At 72.5% G+C, this 18,438-nt stretch carries 19 protein-coding genes; 10 read left to right on the top strand and 9 right to left on the bottom strand.

What is annotated here, in order from left to right:
• Positions 1-118: 118 nt before the first annotated feature.
• Together STRAU_RS22520 and STRAU_RS22515 are read left to right on the top strand one after the other, a co-directional pair.
• Positions 119-1,096 carry an EamA family transporter gene (locus STRAU_RS22520; protein WP_016642686.1) on the top strand — a complete coding sequence of 326 codons (978 nt, stop codon included), beginning with the start codon at positions 119-121 and terminating at the stop codon, positions 1,094-1,096.
• On the top strand, positions 1,093-1,872 hold the full coding sequence (locus tag STRAU_RS22515) for a TioE family transcriptional regulator (protein ID WP_016642685.1): 780 nt from the start codon (positions 1,093-1,095) through the stop codon (positions 1,870-1,872). The genes STRAU_RS22520 and STRAU_RS22515 overlap by 4 nt, the downstream gene beginning before the upstream one ends.
• A gap of 3 nt (positions 1,873-1,875) precedes the next feature.
• Here the strand turns inward: STRAU_RS22515 and STRAU_RS22510 are convergent, their stop codons facing one another.
• The 3 genes from STRAU_RS22510 to STRAU_RS22500 form a co-directional block, all read right to left on the bottom strand.
• On the bottom strand, positions 1,876-2,676 hold the full coding sequence (locus STRAU_RS22510; protein ID WP_016642684.1) for a sugar phosphate isomerase/epimerase family protein: 801 nt from the start codon (positions 2,674-2,676) through the stop codon (positions 1,876-1,878).
• 57 nt (positions 2,677-2,733) lie between these two features.
• A complete protein-coding gene (locus STRAU_RS22505; protein WP_016642683.1) occupies positions 2,734-3,711 on the bottom strand; it encodes a bifunctional helix-turn-helix transcriptional regulator/GNAT family N-acetyltransferase in 978 nt (325 codons plus the stop codon).
• A 112-nt stretch (positions 3,712-3,823) separates the two neighbouring features.
• A complete protein-coding gene (locus tag STRAU_RS22500) occupies positions 3,824-4,819 on the bottom strand; it encodes an SMP-30/gluconolactonase/LRE family protein (RefSeq protein ID WP_037661139.1) in 996 nt (331 codons plus the stop codon).
• Between the two features lie 252 nt (positions 4,820-5,071).
• Here STRAU_RS22500 and STRAU_RS22495 point away from each other — a divergent pair, with 252 nt between their 5' ends.
• The 5 genes from STRAU_RS22495 (at position 5,072) to STRAU_RS22475 (ending at position 7,469) form a co-directional block, all read left to right on the top strand.
• Positions 5,072-5,266 carry a hypothetical protein gene (locus tag STRAU_RS22495; protein WP_016642681.1) on the top strand — a complete coding sequence of 65 codons (195 nt, stop codon included), beginning with the start codon at positions 5,072-5,074 and terminating at the stop codon, positions 5,264-5,266.
• A complete protein-coding gene (locus tag STRAU_RS22490; RefSeq protein WP_310592266.1) occupies positions 5,235-5,936 on the top strand; it encodes a DUF6879 family protein in 702 nt (233 codons plus the stop codon). Before STRAU_RS22495 ends, STRAU_RS22490 begins: the two co-directional genes overlap by 32 nt.
• Positions 5,830-6,627, top strand: a complete 798-nt coding sequence (locus STRAU_RS22485; protein WP_259299963.1) for a helix-turn-helix domain-containing protein — start codon at positions 5,830-5,832, stop codon at positions 6,625-6,627. Before STRAU_RS22490 ends, STRAU_RS22485 begins: the two co-directional genes overlap by 107 nt.
• Positions 6,628-6,659: 32 nt before the next feature.
• Positions 6,660-7,040 (top strand): hypothetical protein, encoded by a 381-nt coding sequence (locus tag STRAU_RS22480; RefSeq protein WP_158692111.1) that lies wholly within the window; start codon positions 6,660-6,662, stop codon positions 7,038-7,040.
• A 240-nt stretch (positions 7,041-7,280) separates the two neighbouring features.
• Positions 7,281-7,469, top strand: a complete 189-nt coding sequence (locus tag STRAU_RS22475) for a hypothetical protein (protein WP_037661159.1) — start codon at positions 7,281-7,283, stop codon at positions 7,467-7,469.
• A gap of 52 nt (positions 7,470-7,521) precedes the next feature.
• Here STRAU_RS22475 and STRAU_RS22470 read toward each other — a convergent pair whose 3' ends face one another.
• On the bottom strand, positions 7,522-8,574 hold the full coding sequence (locus STRAU_RS22470; RefSeq protein WP_016642676.1) for a LacI family DNA-binding transcriptional regulator: 1,053 nt from the start codon (positions 8,572-8,574) through the stop codon (positions 7,522-7,524).
• Between the two features lie 129 nt (positions 8,575-8,703).
• Here STRAU_RS22470 and STRAU_RS22465 point away from each other — a divergent pair, with 129 nt between their 5' ends.
• Genes STRAU_RS22465 through STRAU_RS22455 form a run of 3 tightly spaced genes read left to right on the top strand, consistent with a single transcriptional unit; the run spans position 8,704 to position 11,866 of the window.
• Complete coding sequence (locus STRAU_RS22465) at positions 8,704-9,864, top strand: Gfo/Idh/MocA family protein (RefSeq protein WP_037661135.1); 1,161 nt, start codon at positions 8,704-8,706, stop codon at positions 9,862-9,864.
• A 14-nt stretch (positions 9,865-9,878) separates the two neighbouring features.
• Entirely contained in the window at positions 9,879-11,009 is a 1,131-nt protein-coding gene (locus tag STRAU_RS22460; protein WP_016642674.1) for a dihydrodipicolinate synthase family protein, read from the top strand.
• A complete protein-coding gene (locus STRAU_RS22455; protein WP_016642673.1) occupies positions 11,006-11,866 on the top strand; it encodes a sugar phosphate isomerase/epimerase family protein in 861 nt (286 codons plus the stop codon). The genes STRAU_RS22460 and STRAU_RS22455 overlap by 4 nt, the downstream gene beginning before the upstream one ends.
• Positions 11,867-12,113: 247 nt before the next feature.
• Here STRAU_RS22455 and rbsD read toward each other — a convergent pair whose 3' ends face one another.
• The 5 genes from rbsD to STRAU_RS22430 all read right to left on the bottom strand — a co-directional run bounded on the left by rbsD (position 12,114) and on the right by STRAU_RS22430 (position 18,199).
• Positions 12,114-12,512, bottom strand: coding sequence for a D-ribose pyranase (gene rbsD / locus STRAU_RS22450; RefSeq protein ID WP_016642672.1), 399 nt, complete (start codon positions 12,510-12,512; stop codon positions 12,114-12,116).
• A 31-nt stretch (positions 12,513-12,543) separates the two neighbouring features.
• Positions 12,544-13,452 (bottom strand): ribokinase, encoded by a 909-nt coding sequence (locus STRAU_RS22445; protein ID WP_016642671.1) that lies wholly within the window; start codon positions 13,450-13,452, stop codon positions 12,544-12,546.
• Positions 13,453-13,561: 109 nt separating this feature from the next.
• Positions 13,562-15,544 carry an ABC transporter permease/substrate-binding protein gene (locus STRAU_RS22440; RefSeq protein ID WP_016642670.1) on the bottom strand — a complete coding sequence of 661 codons (1,983 nt, stop codon included), beginning with the start codon at positions 15,542-15,544 and terminating at the stop codon, positions 13,562-13,564.
• A complete protein-coding gene (locus STRAU_RS22435) occupies positions 15,531-17,171 on the bottom strand; it encodes a sugar ABC transporter ATP-binding protein (protein WP_106968006.1) in 1,641 nt (546 codons plus the stop codon). The genes STRAU_RS22440 and STRAU_RS22435 overlap by 14 nt, the downstream gene beginning before the upstream one ends.
• Positions 17,168-18,199: a LacI family DNA-binding transcriptional regulator gene (locus STRAU_RS22430; RefSeq protein ID WP_016642668.1), complete on the bottom strand. Its 1,032-nt coding sequence runs from the start codon at positions 18,197-18,199 to the stop codon at positions 17,168-17,170. The genes STRAU_RS22435 and STRAU_RS22430 overlap by 4 nt, the downstream gene beginning before the upstream one ends.
• Positions 18,200-18,438 lie beyond the last annotated feature (239 nt).

Here is an 18,438-nt window from a genome sequence, read left to right as displayed (position 1 = left end):
ACCTCGACTCGTTGTTCGGGGTCGTCGCTCGGCACGGCTCATTCATAAGCAGTGCTTCAGTCAATCATGAAGAAATTCGCGCTGGTGCTGAACACTCCTGGGGGGTGATCCTCGACGCATGCGTCCCTCCCACATCTGTCTCGCCGTCCTCGTCACCGCCGTCTGGGGCGTGAACTTCGTCGTCATCGAGGTCGGCCTCGGCCACTTCCCGCCGCTGCTGTTCTCCGCCCTGCGCTTCCTCGTCGCGGCGCTGCCCGCCGTGTTCTTCGTCGGCCGCCCGAAGGTCGCCTGGAAGTGGCTGGTGGGGGTGGGCCTGGTGCTCGGCGTGGCCAAGTTCGGGCTGCTGTTCATCGGCATGGACGCGGGCATGCCGGCCGGCCTGTCGTCGCTCGTCCTGCAGATCCAGGCGGTGTTCACCGCGGTCGTCGCCTTCGCCGTGCTCGGTGAACGCCCGGCGCGGGTGCGGGTGATGGGCATGGCGGTCGCGCTCGCGGGCATCGGGGTCGCGGCCGTCCACGAGGGGGCGTCCGGCCCGCTCACCGCCTTCGGCCTGACCATCGCGGCCGCCGCCTGCTGGGGTGTGTCCAACGTCCTCACCCGCAAGGCCGCGCCGCCCGACGCGCTGAACTTCATGGTGTGGGTGAGCACCGTCCCGGTCCTGCCGCTGCTCGCCCTCTCGCTGCTCTTCGAGGGCCCCTCGCGCGACCTCGACGCCCTGCGCGCGCTCGACTGGCAGGGCGTGGGGATCATCGTCTACGTCGCGTGGATCACGACGGTGTTCGGCTTCGGCGCCTGGGGCTACCTGCTGCGCCGCCACCCGGCGTCGACGGTCGCCCCGTTCTCGCTCCTGGTGCCGGTCTTCGGGATGTCCTCGGCCGCGCTGTTCCTGGACGAGTCGGTGGGGCCGCTCCAGTGGTGCGCGGCGGCGCTGCTCGTGGGCGGGGTGGCGCTGGCGTCGCTGCCGGGGAAGCCGCGGTCCCTGCCCGCCGCGCCCGCCGAGCCGTCCCCGGCCGCCCCGCTCACCCCGTCCTCCCCGCCCGCCCCGGCGACGTACGCTGACGACGTGACCGTCCCGGAACCCGCGCCCCGCGCATGACCGCACGCACGACCCCGGACCGCTGCGGCCCCAAGGCCCTGCGCCCCGTCGACCTGGCCCGGATGGCGGGCGTGTCCACCCAGCTCGTACGCGACTACGCCGACGCGGGCATCCTGCCGCCCACCCCGCGCAGCCCCACCGGCTACCGCCGTTTCGCCCCCGTGCACGGCCGCGCCCTGCTGGCCTACCGGGCGCTGGCGAAGGGGTTCGGCCCGGACACGGCACGGGCGGTGATGCGGGCGGTGCACGCGGGCGACGTCCCCGAGGCGCTGACGCTGCTCGACGCCGCGCACGCCGGGCTGCACGCCCAGCGGGAGGCGCTGCGGGCGACGGGCGCGGCGCTGGAGGCGGTGGCGGGCGAGGATCCCGGCGCCCCCGCGGCTCCCGCGCCCCGCACGCCCCTGACCGTCGGTGAGGTCGCCGCCCACCTGGGCGTGCGCGCCTCGGCGCTGCGGGTCTGGGAGTCGGCGGGCCTGCTCGCGCCCGCCCGGGAGCGTGGCACCGGCTACCGCAGCTACGGCGCCGCGGACGTCCGCGACGCCCGCATGATCACCATGCTCCGCCGGGCCGGCTACCCGCTGCCCGCGATCCGCCCCGTCCTCGACGACCTCCGCGACACCGGCGGCAGCGAGGCCCTGCGCGCGGCCCTGGCCCAGCGGCACACCGACCTGACGCGCCGCTCACGGGCGATGCTGGAGGGCGCGGGGCTGCTGCACGGGTACGTGACGGAGGTGGCGGAGGAGGGCGAGGCGGTGGCCCCGCCCTCCCTCACCTAGGACCTACGCCGACTCCGTCAGCAGCCGGGCCAGCAACTCCCGCCCGGGCCCGAGCAGTTCGGGCAGCGGCGCCGCTTCCTCGTACCAGCGCTTCTCGTACTCCCAGCAGAGCCAGCCGTCCCAGCCCTTGCGGGTGAGGAGTTCCACGCACTCGGCGAGCGGCAGGACGCCCGCGCCGAGGGGGAGCGGTGTGGTGTTCTCGGCGCTCGCGATGTCCTTGACCTGGACGTAGCCGAGGAACGGGGAGAGCGCGGCGTAGCTGTCGGTGATCTGCTCGCCGCCGAGCCAGGTGTGCATGACGTCCCACAGGGCGCCGGCCTGCCGGTGGCCGACGGCGCCGAGGACGCGGGCGGCGGCTGCGCCGGTGCGGTGCGAGTCGTGGGTCTCCAGGAGGAGGCGGACGCCGACGTCGGCGGCGTACTCCGCGGCGGTGCCGAGCCGCCGCGCGGCCGTCACGTCGGCCTCCTCCTCGCTCTGTCCGGTGCCGCCGCCCGGGAAGACCCGCACGAACGGCGCGCCGAGGTCGCGGGCCAGGGCGAGCAGACCCCGGATCTCGTCAAGGACGGGCTCGTCGTCGCCGGGCTCGGCGACGCGCGCGTACCCGGCGATGCCCAGGACGGCGACGCCCGCCGCCTTGAACTCGGCGGCCACGTCGGCCCGTTCGGTGATCCCGATGCCCGGGTGGACGGGTTCTTCGGGGTGGGCGCGCAGCTCGACGCCGTGGTAGCCGTGCGTGCCGGCCAGGCGCAGCACGTCCGGGAGGGGCATACCGGGTACGCCGAGCGTGGAGAAGGCGAGTTTCATGGGCGGACATCTTTCCGCCGGGCGGCAACGGAAACGTAGGGGACACGCCAGGCGACGTCAGGGGCGCGCGGAACCGCGCGGCCGGCCACCACCATGGCCCTCGTCCTCGCCCCGGAGGGGAAGCCGCCAGTCCTGGCCGACCAGGTCCACCCCGAACGACCGGTGGGGCTTCTCCGCCCCCAGGGAGAAACCGTGCCGCAGGTAAAGGGTCCGCGCGGCGGCAAGCACGTCGTTGGTCCACAGGACCAGCTCCCGGTACCCGACGCCCCGGGCGAACTCCACCACCGCCGCGACCAGCCGGTCCCCGATGCCGAGGCCGCGCGTCTCCGGCTCGACGAGGAGCAGCCGCAGCCGCGCCGTGCCCGGCGCCTCGTCGCGTACGCACATCACGCACCCGACCGGCCGCCCGTCCAGCTCGGCGATCCACACCCGCTCCAGATGCGGGTCGTGGTCCTGGGCGAAGTCGGCGACGATGCGGGCCACCAGGCCCTCGTAGTCGGCGTTCCATCCGAACTCGGCGGCGTACAGCGCGCCGTTGCGCTGCACGATCCAGCCGAGTTCGCCCGCCCTCGGCTCGCGCAGCAGCACGTCGTCCGCGCGCGGCGGGCGGCGGGCGCCGTCCGACAGGATGCCGCGGACGGTCGCCATGGCCGCCGTGAGCCGCTCGCGCTCGGCCGCCGGAACCGTCGCGAGCAGCGAGCCGACGGCCTCCCGCGACCGCTCGTCGAGCAGCTCGGCGGCGCCGCGCCCGCGCGCCGTGAGCGTGACGCGCCGCCGCCGCGGATCCCGCTCGGACGGCGTCCGCTCCACCAGGCCGTCCTCCTCGAACTTGGCCAGGATGCGGCTCAAGTACCCGGCGTCCAGGGACAGTTCGCCGCGCAGGTCGGCGGCGTCGGTCCGGGGCGAGTGGGCCAGCTCGTACAGCACCCGGGACTCGGTGAGGGTGTAGGGCGCGTACAGGTGCCGGCTGTAGTCCAGCGCGCCGATGAGGTTGGTGTAGAAGCGGTTGAAGGACCGGATCTCCTGAACGCTCACGGGTACCACCTGGCCGTTCGCCGATACTCGGCTGCCGATACTTGACTGAGTCAGAGATATATGGCCCCGAGCATACGACGAGAACCGGCCAGACGCCACGGTCGGCCGTGCCCTACCCCTCACCCAGCGGAACGGCCACGGCGTCGTACGTCGTGTCGGGCGTCGGCGTGGTCGTGAAGCGCGCGTTGACGAGATACAGCCGGTCGCCGAACCGGGCGGCCGTCGACGGGACGTCGAACCGGGGGTCGGTGACGCGCCGCTGCAACACGGCCGTACGGGCCCCCGCGTCGAGCCGGAACGCGCTGACGACATTGGCCCGGTTCTGCACCACGTACAGAGTGCGCCCGATACGCACGAGCCCGTCGCCGTTGAGTACGTTCTCCGCGCCCCGCAGCCGGATCTCCGTGGCGTACCCGCTCCCCGGGTCCACCCGGTACAGCCGCCCCACGGGCTGACTGCTGACGACGATCAGCGCCCGGCCGTCGGGCGCGCCCACGATCCCGTTGGCGTTGTTGACGTCGGGCACCTGCTGCCAGTCACCACCGAGCGGCACCCGCCGTACGTCCGCCCGCCCCCGCTGCCCTCGGCGCACCCCGTACAACACGGCGTCCCGCGAGTCGGTGAACCAGGCGTGATCGCCCGCCAGATGCACGTCATTGACGAAGTGCCCGCTCCCTTCCGCCAGTTGATACGTCGCCACGACCTCCCCACTCCGCAGATCGAGCACCCGCGCACTCCCGCTCGCACCCCCGGCGACGTACAACAACCCGTCCCGCCCGACCTTCATCCCCACGGCCTGGCTCCCCGCAGCCCCCTCATGAACGACCTCCCCGCGCCCGGTCCGCAGGTCGGCCCGGTACACGGCCCCGGTGCCGAGGGACCCCACGTAGGCGTACGGGGCGGCCCCGACGGCGATTCCCTCGGGGCGGAAGCCGTTGGGGAGCGGGAACGTGGTCGGCCAGGTGGCGGGGAAGCCTGCGCGGGGTCGGGTGGCGGAGGCGGCGCCCGGGGCGACCGCGACCGAGGCGGCGGCCGCCGCACCGGCGAGCACGGCGCGCCGGGACGGACGGGGCGGACGGGGTGACGGTGACAGTGGGCGTAGGGCCATGGTTCAGCTCTCCGTATCGACTGGGAGGGAAGGAGACGAACTCCCCTTCAGCATCGGCGAGCAGGGCTCACTTGGGTACCGGAGTTCCCGTCAGCATCACGGGTTCGTCCACCGGGCGGAATCGGGTGCGCGAGCCGCCGACGCCGCTGCGCACCCCAGTTTCCCGTTCCGGAAACTCGTACCCCTTGCCCCTGTCGTCGTCACCCCGGAACGATCAGACGAGACAGTCGGGCCATGGGGAGGGGAACGTTCATGAAGGTGACCGTGCTTGCGACGACATGCGACAAAAGGGACTGCCCCACCATCTACAAGACCGACCGGGGCACGATCCTCGTGCAGGGCGAGACCCCGACGGATCACGGTCTGACGATCCCCGGGCACGAGACGCTCGTAGAGATCCCCATGGAGCTGATCCGTGAAGCGTTCGGGGACACGGCCAGTGCCTGACCTGGGGGACCTGTTCGACGACTTCCGGCAGGAGGCGTTCCGGCTGGAGACCCTCGACGACTACAGCCAATCGGGCAGCGTCGACGCGTACCGGCTGTTCCTCGACGGCCGGGAACGGCCGGCCGACTACAACGACGACTGGTTGGCAGAGGTTCGGGCACACACCGATGCCGGACGGCGCATGTACCGCGTCCACGTCGTCAGGCGGCCACTGACGCCGTATCTGCGGTTCGAACTGGGATGGGGATACCGGACCAACGCCACGGCCGGAGAGGAGTTCTTCATCCTCGACGTGACCGACCGGCCCAATCCTCTCCCGGACGGTGTCGGGGACTTCTGGCTCTTCGACTCCACGACCCCGGCTCAGTTCCACTACAGCCAGGACGGCAAGTTCCTCGGGGCCGACGTCCTCCCCGACGACCGGCCGACGTCCTCCCCGACGACCGGGGAGCCGAGTACGTCATCTACCGGGACACTGCTCTGGCTCACGCTGTCCCGTTCGCGGACTGGTGGGCAGAGTACGGGGAGTGAACCGTTCAGAGCTGGGTGCGGCGCTGCGGGTGCTGCGGGAAGCCTCGGGGAAGGAGGCCAAGGCCGTTGCCCGCGGCGCTGTCATGTCTGCCAGCAAGCTCAGCAAGGTGGAGACGGGCAAGCTCGCGCCGACTGCTGACGACGCCGACCGCATCCTGACTGCCATCGGCGTCTCGGACGACGTGAAGGCGGAGTACATGAACGCCGCCCGTGCCGTCGCGACAGAGGCCACAGCTTGGCGTCTGATCCAGCGGGCGGGGCTCCACAAGGCACAGAGGCGGTTGAGGGCCCTCGAAGCCCGTATGAGTCTCCTGCGGATCTTTCAACCGGCATTGGTGCCGGGCCTCCTCCAGACACCGGAGTACATGCGGGCCGTCCTGTCCCGGCACGAGGACCTGACGGAGGACACCGTGCGGCAGACCGTGAGCGCGAGGCTCGAACGGCAAGAGGTCCTCTACGACCAGGGCAAGACTCTCCGGTTCGTGATCACCGAACCAGTCCTGCGATGGCTGATCGTGCCGCCCATGGTCATGGTGGGGCAGCTTGACCGGCTCATCTCTGTGTCCCGGCTCCCGAACGTGGACCTGCGGGTGGTGCCGCTGGCCGGACCCAAGCACGACATCCCCAACCACTCGATCGTGGTCCGTGACGACCGGGCGGTGACGGTGGAGACCGTCCACGCCGAGGTAGTGGTGACCGATCCCAGGGATGTTGCCCTGTACGTCGCCAAGTTCGACGGCTTCGCCTCCGGCGCCGTCGTCGGCGACGACATGAGAGACCTCTTGGCAGCGGTCAGGGACGACCTTTTTCAGCAACGGGAAAGCGGCTAGGCCGAGTTGAAGAACGGCCAGACCATGTGGGCATGACCAAGACGACTCCAGAGCCCCCGGTCACCCTCGGCAGCGCGACCACCGACCACGACGCCAAGCACGACCAGATCCAAGAGCACGTCAACACGGTGAAGCACCTGTACTGGCCCTGCGAGCCCGAGGAGGTCCGCTCGCAGACCTGGACGATGCTCCTGGACCTGACCTGGCTGCTCAGCCAGGACCTCGGGCAGGAGTACAACGAGCGCGTCGCCGGCATGGTCCGCCGCGCCCATCAGGTCATCGACAGCCACCAGGAGTTCGAGGAGACCAGGAGCGCGCACCGCTACATGCTGATCGTCGCCGACCACACCCGGATCGCGAACCTGTTGTGGTCGCTGCGCACCGCCGAACTGGCGGGCGAACGGGACGCCTGACTGTGAACCCGTCGACGTGGGGTGCCTCCGTTGTCCGTTGTCCGTCCGCTCCGGCTCGGCCGCGGCCATTCGCGGGCGGTGGGTGCGCACACGTCCGGTTGAGGCTTTTGGCGGTGCTCACGCCGCTGACCAGCCTGCTTCCAGAAAGAGTCCCTACTGCTACTTCAATGAAATGCTGGAAGCGCCCGACCAGCCGGTGACGACATCGGCGTTCCCTGGGCGAACCCCTTGGAGGCCGACGTGAAGTTCCTTCTCGAAGTCGACGTGGACGGCACCGCCTCCGCGGAGGACACCACCCGCGAACTGGGCCGCATCCTGCGCTACTGGGCGGGGAACCTGCGGCACTACGACCTGAAGCCGGGTGCGGCCGAGGCGGTGTACGACTCCGCGTACCGGGAGGTCGGCCGGTGGGCGGTCGCCGAGTCCTGAGCGGCGGCCGCCCCGCGGAAGGGCCAGCCTCGCGGGAGGGGGGCGGCCGGGGTCAGTACGGCCGCGGCACCCCCGTCGACCCCCGCACCATCAACTCCCCGTGCACCGTGGCGATCCCCCCGGGCGGCTCCTCCTCGCGGCCCATCGCGATGCGGCCGGCCCGCGCCCCCGCCTCGTACAGCGGAAGCCGCACCGTCGTCAGGGCGGGCACCGCGTCGATGCTGAACGGGAGGTCGTCGAAGCCCGCCACCGACACGTCGTCGGGGATCGAGAGGCCCCGGTCCCGCAGGGCCGCGCAGGCGCCCAGGGCCACCGTGTCGTTGGCGGCGACGACGGCCGTCAACTCCGGGGCGCGGCGCAGGAGTTCGAGCGTGGCGTCGTACCCCGAGCGGCGGTCGTAGGGGCCGTGCAGGGTGAGGCGCGGGTCGTCCGCGACGCCCGCGGCGGCCAGCGCCTCCTGGTGGCCCTCCAGGCGGTGCCGGGTGGTCGTGCGCTCCGTGGGGCCCGCGATGTAGCCGATGCGGCGGTGGCCGAGGCCGATGAGGTGGTCCGTGAGGCGCCGCCCGCCGCCCCGGTTGTCGAAGGTCAGCGCCACCGCGTCCGGCGCGTCGTCGGCCGGCGGCCGCCCGCACAGCACCACCCGTGAGCCCGCCTCGCCGAGCCGCCGCAGCTTCCCGCCGATCGCCGCCGCGTGCGGGGCGTTCTCGATGGCACCGCCGGTCACCACGACAGCCGCGGCCCGCTGGCGCTGGAGCAGCGTCAGGTACGTCAGCTCGCGCTCGGGGGAGCCGCCGGTGTTGCAGACGACCGCCATGCGCTCGCCGCCCGCCCGGCCGCCAGGCCCTGTGATCTCCGACTGGACCGCGCTCGCCATGATCCCGAAGAACGGGTCGGCGATGTCGTTGACGAGGATGCCCACCAGGTCCGAGGTCGCGGCGGCCAGCGAGCTCGCGGGCCCGTTCAGGACGTAGTCCAGCTCGTCCACCGCCCGCAGTACGCGCTCACGCGTCGCCGCCGCGACGGGGTAGTTGCCGTTCAGTACGCGGGACACGGTGGCGGGGGACACCTGGGCGCGAGCCGCCACGTCCGCCAGGGTCACGGTCATCTCTTGGCCTCCGGTCTTGTACGAACCTTGTCCGGCAGGCTAGCTTCTCCTCAATAGAAAGCGCTTGCTGTGCAGGCAGTGCGGTACAGGGCCCGTACGGGGCATAACAGGGCGTACGGAGGAACTCACGTGACACGCAGATCGGTCCGCATCGCCATGAACGGCGTGACGGGGCGCATGGGTCACCGCCAGCACCTGGTCCGCTCGATCCTCGCGCTGCGCGAGCAGGGCGGCCTCGAACTGGGCGACGGCACCCGGCTGTGGCCGGAGCCGGTCCTCGTGGGCCGCAGGGAGCAGGCGCTGCGCGACCTCGCCGCGCGCCACGGCCTGGAGCGCTGGTCGACCGACCTGGACGCGGTCCTCGCCGACCCGGCGACCGACATCTACTTCGACGCGCAGGTCACCTCCGCCCGGGAGGCGGCGATCCGCAAGGCCGTCGCCGCGGGCAAGCACATCTACACGGAGAAGCCCTCCGCCACCTCCTTCGCGGCCGCCCTCGACCTGGCGCGCCTCGCCCGCGACGCGGGCGTCAAGCACGGCGTCGTCCAGGACAAGCTCTTTCTGCCCGGCCTGCGCAAGCTGGCGCGCCTGATCGACGGCGGCTTCTTCGGGCAGATCCTGTCCGTGCGCGGCGAGTTCGGCTACTGGGTCTTCGAGGGCGACTGGCAGGAGGCGCAGCGCCCCTCGTGGAACTACCGCGCCGAGGACGGCGGCGGCATCGTCGTCGACATGTTCCCGCACTGGGAGTACGTCCTGCACGAACTGTTCGGCCGGGTCCGCTCCGTACAGGCCCTAGCCGTCACGCACGTCCCGCAGCGCTGGGACGAGCGCGGCAAGCCGTACGACGCCACCGCCGACGACGCCGCATACGGCATCTTCGAGCTCGACGGGGGCGCCGTCGCGCAGATCAACTCCTCCTGGGCGGTGCGGGTGCACCGCGACGAGCTCGTCGAGTTCCAGGTCGACGGCACGCACGGCTCGGCGGTCGCGGGCCTGCGCCGCTGCCGCTTCCAGCACCGCGCCGGCACGCCCAAGCCGGTCTGGAACCCCGACCTGCCCGCCACCCACTCCTTCCGCGACCAGTGGCAGGAGGTCCCCGACAACGGGTCCGCGGGCGAGTCCGACAACGGCTTCAAGGCGCAGTGGGAGCTGTTCCTGCGCCATGTGTACGAGGACGCGCCCTACCGCTGGGACCTGCTCGCGGGCGCGCGCGGGGTGCAGCTCGCGGAGCTGGGGCTGCGGTCGTCGGCGGAGGGGCGCAGGATCGACGTACCGGAGATCGCGCTGTGAACGCACGGAACGCTGTGAACGCACGGAACCCGGAGCCGCCGCAGGCACCGGCTCCCCTCCAGCCCCTCCCGCCCCTCACCTCCCGCACCGTCCTCGCCGCCGCCCACGTCGTGGCCGACCCGGGCGCCGACGTCTCCCCGGACGGCCCGGCCGCCGTCGACTGGGACGCCACGCTCGCCTTCCGCCGCCACCTGTGGGCGCACGGCCTGGGCGTCGCCGAGGCCATGGACACCGCGCAGCGCGGCATGGGCCTGGACTGGCCGGGCGCGGCCGAGCTGATCCGGCGGTCCGCGGCGGAGGCGAAGGCCGTGGGCGGCCACATCGCGTGTGGGGTGGGCACGGACCAGCTCACCGCGCCCGCGGCCACTCTCGCCGACGTACGAGGGGCGTACGAGGAGCAGCTCGCGCTCGTCGAGGACACGGGCGCCCAGGCGATCCTGATGGCCTCCCGGGCACTCGCGGCCACGGCGGACGGCCCCGACGCCTACCTGGCCACGTACGACGACCTGCTCCGGCAGGCATCCGCCCCCGTGATCCTGCACTGGCTGGGCCCCATGTTCGACCCGGCGCTCGCGGGCTACTGGGGCTCGGCCGACCTGGACGCGGCCACGGACACCTTCCTCGACGTGATCGCCGCGCACCCCGGCAAGGTGGACGGCGTGAAGATCTCGCTCCTGGACGCGGACCGCGAGGTCGCCCTGCGCCGCCGCCTGCCGGACGGGGTGCGCTGCTACACCGGCGACGACTTCCACTACCCCGACCTGATCGCGGGCGACGACCACGGCTTCAGCCACGCGCTCCTCGGCGTCTTCGACCCGCTGGCGCCGATCGCGGCCCGAGCCGTGCGCGCGCTGGACGGCGATGACCTGAGAGTTTTCCATGAACTCCTCGACCCCACCGTCGAGTTGGCCCGCCACCTCTTCCAACCGCCCACCCGCTTCTACAAGACGGGCGTCGTCCTCCTCGCCTGGCTGGCCGGCCACCAGAGCCACTTCACGATGGTCGGCGGCCTCCAGTCGGCCCGCTCCCTGCCGCACCTCACCAGGGCGTACGAACTCGCAGCCGCGCTGTCCCTGTTCCCCGACCCGGACCTGGCGGCGCACCGCATGCGCACGCTCCGCACGGTCTACGGAGCCACCCCATGACACCCCCCGCGCCTCCGCCGCTCCGCGCCCCCGCCGACTTCAGCGTCAACCAGATGACGGTGAAGCAGCTGCCGCTCCCCGAACTGGTCACCGCCTGCGCGGACTTGGGCATCCGGGGCGTGGGCCTGTGGCGCGAGCCCGTCCAGGAGTACGGCATCGAGGCGGCGGCGAAGCTCGTGCGGGGAGCGGGGCTCGCCGTCACCACCCTCTGCCGGGGCGGCTTCCTCACCGCCCACGACCCCGCCGAACGGGCCCGGGCCCTGGCCGACAACCGCGCGGCGATCGACGAGGCCGCCACGCTCGGCACCGACACCCTCGTCCTCGTCTCCGGCGGCCTCCCCGCCGGCGACCAGGACCGCGACCTGCCCGCGGCCCGCGAACGCGTCGCCGACGCCCTCGCCGACCTCGCCCCCTACGCCGCCGACCGCGCCGTCCGCCTCGCCATCGAACCCCTCCACCCCATGTACGCCGCCGACCGCTGCGTCGTCTCCACCCTCACCCAGGCCCTCGACCTGGCCGAACGCTTCCCCGCCGACCAGGTCGGCGTCTGCGCCGACACGTACCACATCTGGTGGGACGACCAAGCCCCCACCACCCTCACCCACGCCACCACCACCGGCCGCCTGCACGCCCTCCAACTCGCCGACTGGACCACCCCCCTGCCCCACGGCGCCCTCACCGGCCGCGGCCAACTCGGCGACGGCACCATCGACTTCCCCCACTGGCGCACCCTCGCCCGCTCCGCCGGATACACCGGACCCATCGAAGTCGAACTCTTCAACGACACCCTGTGGGCACGGGACGGCCGAGAGGTCCTGACGGAGACGGTGCGGCGGTACGTGGCACACGCCTGCTGAACCCCACGCCGAAATCTTCCGGGGGAACTTGCCGAAGCCGTGCAACCCTTCCCCCACCACGAGGGTCGTAGTGGGTGTCAGTCGCTCTGGAGGGGGGATCCGGGGGGATCCGCGGAGCACTGGCAGGGGAGGGAAACCCGAGGGGGCCCGGTCGACGGACCGGGCCCCCTCGAAATGTTCCGGCACGCGGCGGGCCCCCTTCAGAAGAACAGCCCCTCACAGAAGCCCCCCCACAGAAGCACAGCCCTCAGAAGAAGACCCCGCACGTCAGCAACGCGTTCGCGTACGGACTCGCCTCCCCGGTGCGCACCACCAGCCGCGCCCCCGCCGTCCGCTCCTTCAGCTCCTCATGCGGAATCAGCCGCAACGCCGGACCCGGGAAACGCCGCTCCAACAGCGCCGCCGCCCCCGGATTCGCCTCCCGCACCTCCCGCGCCGCCACCGCGCCCTCCACCACAAGCTCCGCGAGGAGCCCGTCGAGGACCTGCGCGAACGTCGGCACCCCGGCCACGAACGCCAGATCCACCACCCGCGGCCCGGCGGCCGGAAGCGGCATCCCGGCATCGCACACCAGGACCCCGTCACCATGACCCAGCTCGGCCAGCGCCCCCGCCAGATGGCGGTTGAGTATCCCGGCCTTCTTCATGCCGCGACCCCGGTGAACGCTCCGGTCCCGCTCACAGGGCCGCCACCTCCGCCCCCGTCGGATACGACACCTGCGCCCCCGCCCGCGTCACGGCCAGCGCCCCCACCCTCGCCGCGTACCGCGCCGCCGACTCCAGGTCCTCGCCCGTACCGAGCCGCCACGCGAGGGCCGCCGTGAACGCGTCCCCGGCACCCGTCGTGTCCACGGCGTCCACCTTCACCGACGGCACCCGCGCCATCCCCTCCGGCCCCGCCACCAGCGCGCCCTCACCGCCGAGGGTCACCACCACCGACCGCGGCCCCAGATCCAGCAACCGCCGCGCCCAGTCCTCCGGCTCGTCGGGCACCTCCGCCCCGGCACCCCGCAGGATCACCCGCGCCTCGTGCTCGTTCACCACCAGCGGATCGCAGGCCGCCAGAACCTCACGCGGCAGCGGCGCGGGCGGCGACGGATTCAGGACCAGGCGCGTGCCAGCGGGCAGGACGCGCACCACCTCCGCGACCGTGTCGAGAGGGATCTCCAGCTGCACCGACACCACCCGGGCCGCCTCGAAGAGGCTCGCGGCCGCCCGCACGTCCGCGGGCGTCAGACGCGCGTTGGCGCCCGGCGCCACCACGATGCTGTTGTCGCCCGACGGGTCCACCGTGATCAGCGCCACCCCGGTCGGCGCGCCGCCCACCAGGACCCCCACCGTGTCCACGCCCGCCGAACGCCCCGACTCAAGGAGCAGCCGGCCGTACGCGTCGTCGCCGACCCGGGCAAGGAGCGCCGTCCGCGCGCCGAGCCGGCCCGCCGCCACCGCCTGGTTCGCGCCCTTGCCGCCCGGATGGACGGCCAGGTCCGAGCCGAGCACCGTCTCACCGGCCCCCGGCCGCCGCTCGACGGCGGTCACCAGGTCGGCGTTGGCCGAGCCCACGACCAGCAGGTCGTAGTCATGCATCGTGGTTCTGCCTTTCCAGTCTTTCCCCGTGTACGTGTGCCTCCGCGCGCGGAACGTCATTCGTACGCCCCGCCGGAACGTCATTCGTACGCCCCGCGCGCGGAGAGCCTCACTTGAACCGTGCCACGTTCTTCTCCGTGACCACCTTCACCGGCACCTTCACCACGGCGGACACCTTCTTGTCGTCCGCCGCGTCGATCGCGTTGCGCACCGCGATCCGGCCCAGCTCCGCGGGCTGCTGCGCGACCGACGCGTACAGCGTGCCCGCCTCCACCGCCTTCAGGCCGTCCGGGGTGCCGTCGAAGCCGACCACCGACACCGACTTGCCCGCCTTGCCGCCGAGCGCCTTGGCCGCGCCGAGCGCCATCTCGTCGTTCTCCGCGAAGACGCCGTCGACGCCCGGATTGCCCTGCAGCAGGTTCGTCATGACGTCCAGGCCCTTGGTGCGGTCGAAGTCCGCGGGCTGCTTGGCGACGACCTTGATGCCGGGGTACGCCTTGATGCCCTCGGCGAAGCCCTGACCGCGCTCCCGGCTCGCCGAGGTGCCCGCGGTGCCCTGGAGCACGACCACCTCGCCCTTGCCGCCGAGCTTGTCGGCGAGGGCCTTCGCGGCCTGCTTGCCGCCCGCGACGTTGTCGGAGGCGACCAGCGTGGCGACGTCCGCCTTGTTCACGCCGCGATCGGCGGCGACCACCGGGATGTCCGCCTTGTTCGCGGCGCGCGCGGCGGGGCCGACGGCGTCGGAGTCGACCGGGTTGACGATGACGGCCTTCATGCTCTCGCTGGTGAAGTTCTGCAGCTGGTTGGCCTGTTGGGACGCGTCGTTCTGCGCGTCCGTGACGGTCAGGTCGACGCCCGCCTTCTTGGCCTCCGCCTGCGCGCCCTCCTTCATCTGTACGAAGAAGGGGTTGTTGAGAGTGGAGAGGGACAGGCCGATCTTCGTCGACGTACCCGAAGAGCCGGAGTTGAAGAGGGACACCGCGGCGATGACGGCCGCCGCGACCACCGCCGCGACCGTGTACTTCAGCGCCTGCGGGCCCTTGCGCCCGGACCCGGAGGACGTACTGCCCACCGCCCCGCCGCCCGGGGCGCCGGAACCGGCCCGCCTGCGCAGCGTGTCGAGCAGCACGGCCAGCGCGATCACGACACCGATGACGACCTGCTGCCAGAACGCCGACACGGAGAGAAGGTTGAGGCCGTTGCGGAGGACCGCGAGGATCAGCGCGCCGATCAGCGTGCCGGACGCCTTGCCGACACCGCCCGCGAGGCTCGCCCCGCCGATGACGACCGCGGCGATCGCGTCCAGCTCGTAGCCCTGCGCGGCCTGCGGCTGCGCGGAGACCAGACGGGACGCGAGCACGATGCCCGCGACGGCCGCGAACAGGCCCGACAGGGCGTAGATGACGATCTTCTGGCGCTTCACCCGCAGGCCCGAGAGGCGCGCGGCCTCCTCGTTGCCGCCGATCGCGTACATGGAGCGGCCGATATACGTACGCGCCAGGATCAGGGCCGTGACCAGGCCCATCACCACCATCACGAGCACCGGCACCGGCAGCCAGCCGCCGAGCGTGTCACCGACCTTGGAGACCGACTCCGGGAAGGCGATCGGGCTGCCCTGCGAGATCACCAGGGACAGGCCGCGGCCGATCGACAGCATCGCCAGCGTCGCGATGAACGGCGGGAGTTTGCCGTACGAGACGAGCACGCCGTTGACCAGACCGCAGGCGACGCCCGTGCCGACCGCCAGGAGCACCGCTATCCAGACGGGCACGCCCTCCTTCGTCGCCGACCAGGCGAGCACGGTCGCCGACAGCGCCGCCACCGAGCCGACCGACAGGTCGATGCCCGCCGCGACGATGACGAAGGTGACGCCGAAGGCGAGGATCGCCGTCACGGCCGCCTGCACACCGACGTTGAGGAGGTTCTGGGTGGTCAGGAAGTCGCCGGAGAGCAGCGACATCGCGACCACCAGGACCACGAGGGCGCTCAGCGCGCCGTTGTCGAGCAGCAGGCGGCGCAGGTCGAGGCCCCCGCCGGCGCCGCCCGTGCCCGTCTTGCCGGTGTTGTCCGGGCGGGTGTCAGTGGTTGCCACGGGAGCCCTCCTTCGCGTCCCCCGCAGGGGTGTTGTCCTTGTGGGTCGCCGGGGTCGCCGGGGTCGCCGGGGTCGCCGGGGTCGCCGGGGTCGCGGTGCCGACGGCCAGCGCCATCACCGCGTCCTGCGTCGCCTCGTCCGCGCCGAGTTCGCCCGCGAGGCGGCCCTGCGCCATGACCAGGACCCGGTCGCTCATCCCGAGCACCTCCGGCAGATCGCTGGAGATCATCAGGACGGCGTGCCCGGCGGCCGTGAGTTCGTTGATGAGCTGGTAGATCTCGACCTTCGCGCCGACGTCGATGCCGCGCGTCGGCTCGTCGAGGATGAGGACCTTCGCCTTGGCGAGCAGCCACTTGCCGATGACGACCTTCTGCTGGTTGCCGCCGGACAGCGTGCGCACGTGCTGGCCGAGCCCCGCCATGCGCACCCCGAGCTGCCCGGCGACCCGCTCGGCGGCGGCACGCTGGGCGCCCCGGTCGACGAGGCCCGCGCGGGTCGCCGCCCGCAGCGTCACCAGGCCGAGGTTCTCCTCCACGGAGGCGTCGAGCACCAGGCCCTGGCCCTTGCGGTCCTCCGGGACCAGGCCGACGCCGGCGGTCATCGCGGCGTACACGTCGTGCCGGGGCAGCGCCCGCCCCGCGACCTCCACCGTGCCCGCGTCGTACGGATCCGCGCCGAAGACGGCCCGCGCCACCTCCGTGCGCCCCGCCCCGACCAGGCCCGCCACGCCGACGACCTCACCGGCGCGCACCTCGAAGCCGACGTCGTGGAAGACACCGCCGCGCGTGAGGCCGCGCACGCGCAGCAACGGCGCGTCCCCGCCGGCTTGTTGACCCTGCTCAGTCCGCTCGCGCGGATACTGCTGCTCGATGGACCGGCCCACCATGAGGCGTACGAGTTCGTCCTCGGGCGTCGACGCGGGCACCTGGCCCACGCTGCGGCCGTCGCGCAGGACGCTCACGCGGTCGCCGAGCGCGGCGATCTCCTCCAGGTGGTGGGTGATGAAGACGATGCCGACGCCGTCCGCGCGCAGCCCCCGCACGATGGCGAAGAGTTTCTCCACCTCTTCGGAGGTGAGCACGGCGGTCGGCTCGTCCATGACGAGCACGCGCGCGTGCAGGCTGAGCGCCTTGGCGATCTCCACCATCTGCAGCCGGGCGATGCCCAGTTCGCGGCAGCGGGCGCGCGGGGACACGTCGACGCCCACGCGCGCGAGGAGCTCGGCGGCGTCGGCCTCCATCTTCTTGCGGTCGATCAGGCCGAAGCGGCGCGGCTGGCGGCCCAGGAAGATGTTCTCGGCGACCGTCAGGTCGGGGACGAGGTTGAACTCCTGGTAGATGGTGGCGATCCCGAGCCGCTCGGCGTCCTGCGCGCCGTGGATGCGCACCTCCTCGCCGCCGACGAGGATCCGCCCGGCGTCGGGCTGGTTGGCGCCGGAGAACATCTTGATGAGCGTGCTCTTGCCCGCCCCGTTCTCGCCCAGGAGTACGTGCACCTCCCCGCCGCGCAGATCGAAGTCCACGCCGTCGAGGGCGACGACGCCGGGAAAGGCTTTGCGGATGCCTTCGACGCGCAGCAGTTCGGGCGCGTCCTGCACGGCGTCGCTCACAGGTGTGGGGCCACTCATGCGTCACTCCTTCGTGTCGCTCCGGTCGTGGTGTGCTCGCCGCACGAACTGCGCGCGACGAGGCGGGCGGGCAGCGTCACGGACTCCGGCGTCCGGCCCTCGATCAGATCGGTGAGGGCTCGTACGGCGGCCCGGCCGAGTTCGCCCGTGGGCTGGGCGATCGCCGTGACGGGCGGGTCCGTGTGCACGAACCAGGGGATGTCGTCGAACGCGGCGAGCGCGATGTCGTGCGGGATCCGAAGCCCGCGCGCGCGGATCGCGTCGAGCGCGCCGAGCGCCATCAAGTTGTCGGCGGCGAAGACGACTTCGGGCGGCTCGGGCAGGGCCAGGAAGCGCTCGGTGGCGCGGCGGCCGCTGCCCGCCTGGAAGTCGCCCTGCCCGATGTAGGCGTCCGGCAGCGGCAGGCCGTACTCGGCGAGCGCGTCCCGGAAGGCCGCCACGCGCTCGCTGCCGGTGGTGGTGGCCGCCGGGCCCGCGATGATGGCGAGCCTGCGGTGGCCGAGACCGTGCAGATGGGCCACCAGGTCGCGCACGGCGGCGCGGCCGTCGGCCCGCACCACGGGCACGTCGAGGCCCGGGATCCAGCGGTCCACGAAGACCATCGGCGTGCCCGCGCGGGCCGCGTCCAGGACCAGCGGGGAGCCGCCGTCGGCGGGGGAGACGAGGAGGCCGTCGATGCGGCGGTCCAGGAGCGTGCGGATGTGGTGGTCCTGCAGCTCGGGCCGCTCGTCGGCGTTGCCGAAGATGATGCTGTAGCCGAGCGCGCGGGCCTCCTCCTCGACGGAGCGGGCCAGCTCGGTGAAGTAGGGGTTCAGTACGTCGCTGATGACCAGGCCGAGCGTGCGCGTCTGGTCCGTCCTGAGGGACCGGGCGAGCGTGTTGGGCCGGTAGCCGAGCGCGTCCACCGCGGCGAGCACCCGCTCGCGTGCGGCCGGACTCACGGACGCGTGCGCGTTCAGCACACGCGAGACCGTCGCGACGGAGACGCCCGCCCGGGCGGCCACGTCCTTGATGCCGACGCTTGCCACTGCCGATGCCACCTCCTCGTGGAATCGATTACACGAGGGATTGGAAACGATTACACGGGGGTCTGGCAACCCCCTGCCGATGGCTGAAACTCGTTCGTGACCTGACTGGTGCCTGAGCCCCGGAAGGGGCGCGGGGAACTGCGCGACCAGCCACGACAAAGCCGCAGACGCGTCTGCTCGGTTGCTCGGCAGACGCGTCTGCGGCTTTTCGTGCGCTGAGCGCGCCCACGCGGCGGAGC

The organism is Streptomyces aurantiacus JA 4570 (assembly GCF_000414115.1).
Classification (GTDB): Bacteria; Actinomycetota; Actinomycetes; order Streptomycetales; family Streptomycetaceae; genus Streptomyces; species Streptomyces aurantiacus_A.
Note: the sequence above shows the minus strand (reverse complement) of the source record. Positions and strands in the feature narration are given on the sequence as shown.

Excerpts from the sequence above, each read along its gene's own strand:
- STRAU_RS22520 (WP_016642686.1), top strand. The coding sequence starts at position 119 with ATGCGTCCCTCCCACATCTGTCTCGCCGTCCTCGTCACCGCCGTCTGG.
- STRAU_RS22515 (WP_016642685.1), top strand. The coding sequence starts at position 1,093 with ATGACCGCACGCACGACCCCGGACCGCTGCGGCCCCAAGGCCCTGCGC.
- STRAU_RS22510 (WP_016642684.1), bottom strand. The coding sequence starts at position 2,676 with ATGAAACTCGCCTTCTCCACGCTCGGCGTACCCGGTATGCCCCTCCCG.
- STRAU_RS22500 (WP_037661139.1), bottom strand. The coding sequence starts at position 4,819 with ATGGCCCTACGCCCACTGTCACCGTCACCCCGTCCGCCCCGTCCGTCC.
- STRAU_RS22495 (WP_016642681.1), top strand. The coding sequence starts at position 5,072 with ATGAAGGTGACCGTGCTTGCGACGACATGCGACAAAAGGGACTGCCCC.
- STRAU_RS22480 (WP_158692111.1), top strand. The coding sequence starts at position 6,660 with ATGACCAAGACGACTCCAGAGCCCCCGGTCACCCTCGGCAGCGCGACC.
- STRAU_RS22470 (WP_016642676.1), bottom strand. The coding sequence starts at position 8,574 with ATGACCGTGACCCTGGCGGACGTGGCGGCTCGCGCCCAGGTGTCCCCC.
- STRAU_RS22455 (WP_016642673.1), top strand. The coding sequence starts at position 11,006 with ATGACACCCCCCGCGCCTCCGCCGCTCCGCGCCCCCGCCGACTTCAGC.
- rbsD (WP_016642672.1), bottom strand. The coding sequence starts at position 12,512 with ATGAAGAAGGCCGGGATACTCAACCGCCATCTGGCGGGGGCGCTGGCC.
- STRAU_RS22445 (WP_016642671.1), bottom strand. The coding sequence starts at position 13,452 with ATGCATGACTACGACCTGCTGGTCGTGGGCTCGGCCAACGCCGACCTG.
- STRAU_RS22435 (WP_106968006.1), bottom strand. The coding sequence starts at position 17,171 with ATGAGTGGCCCCACACCTGTGAGCGACGCCGTGCAGGACGCGCCCGAA.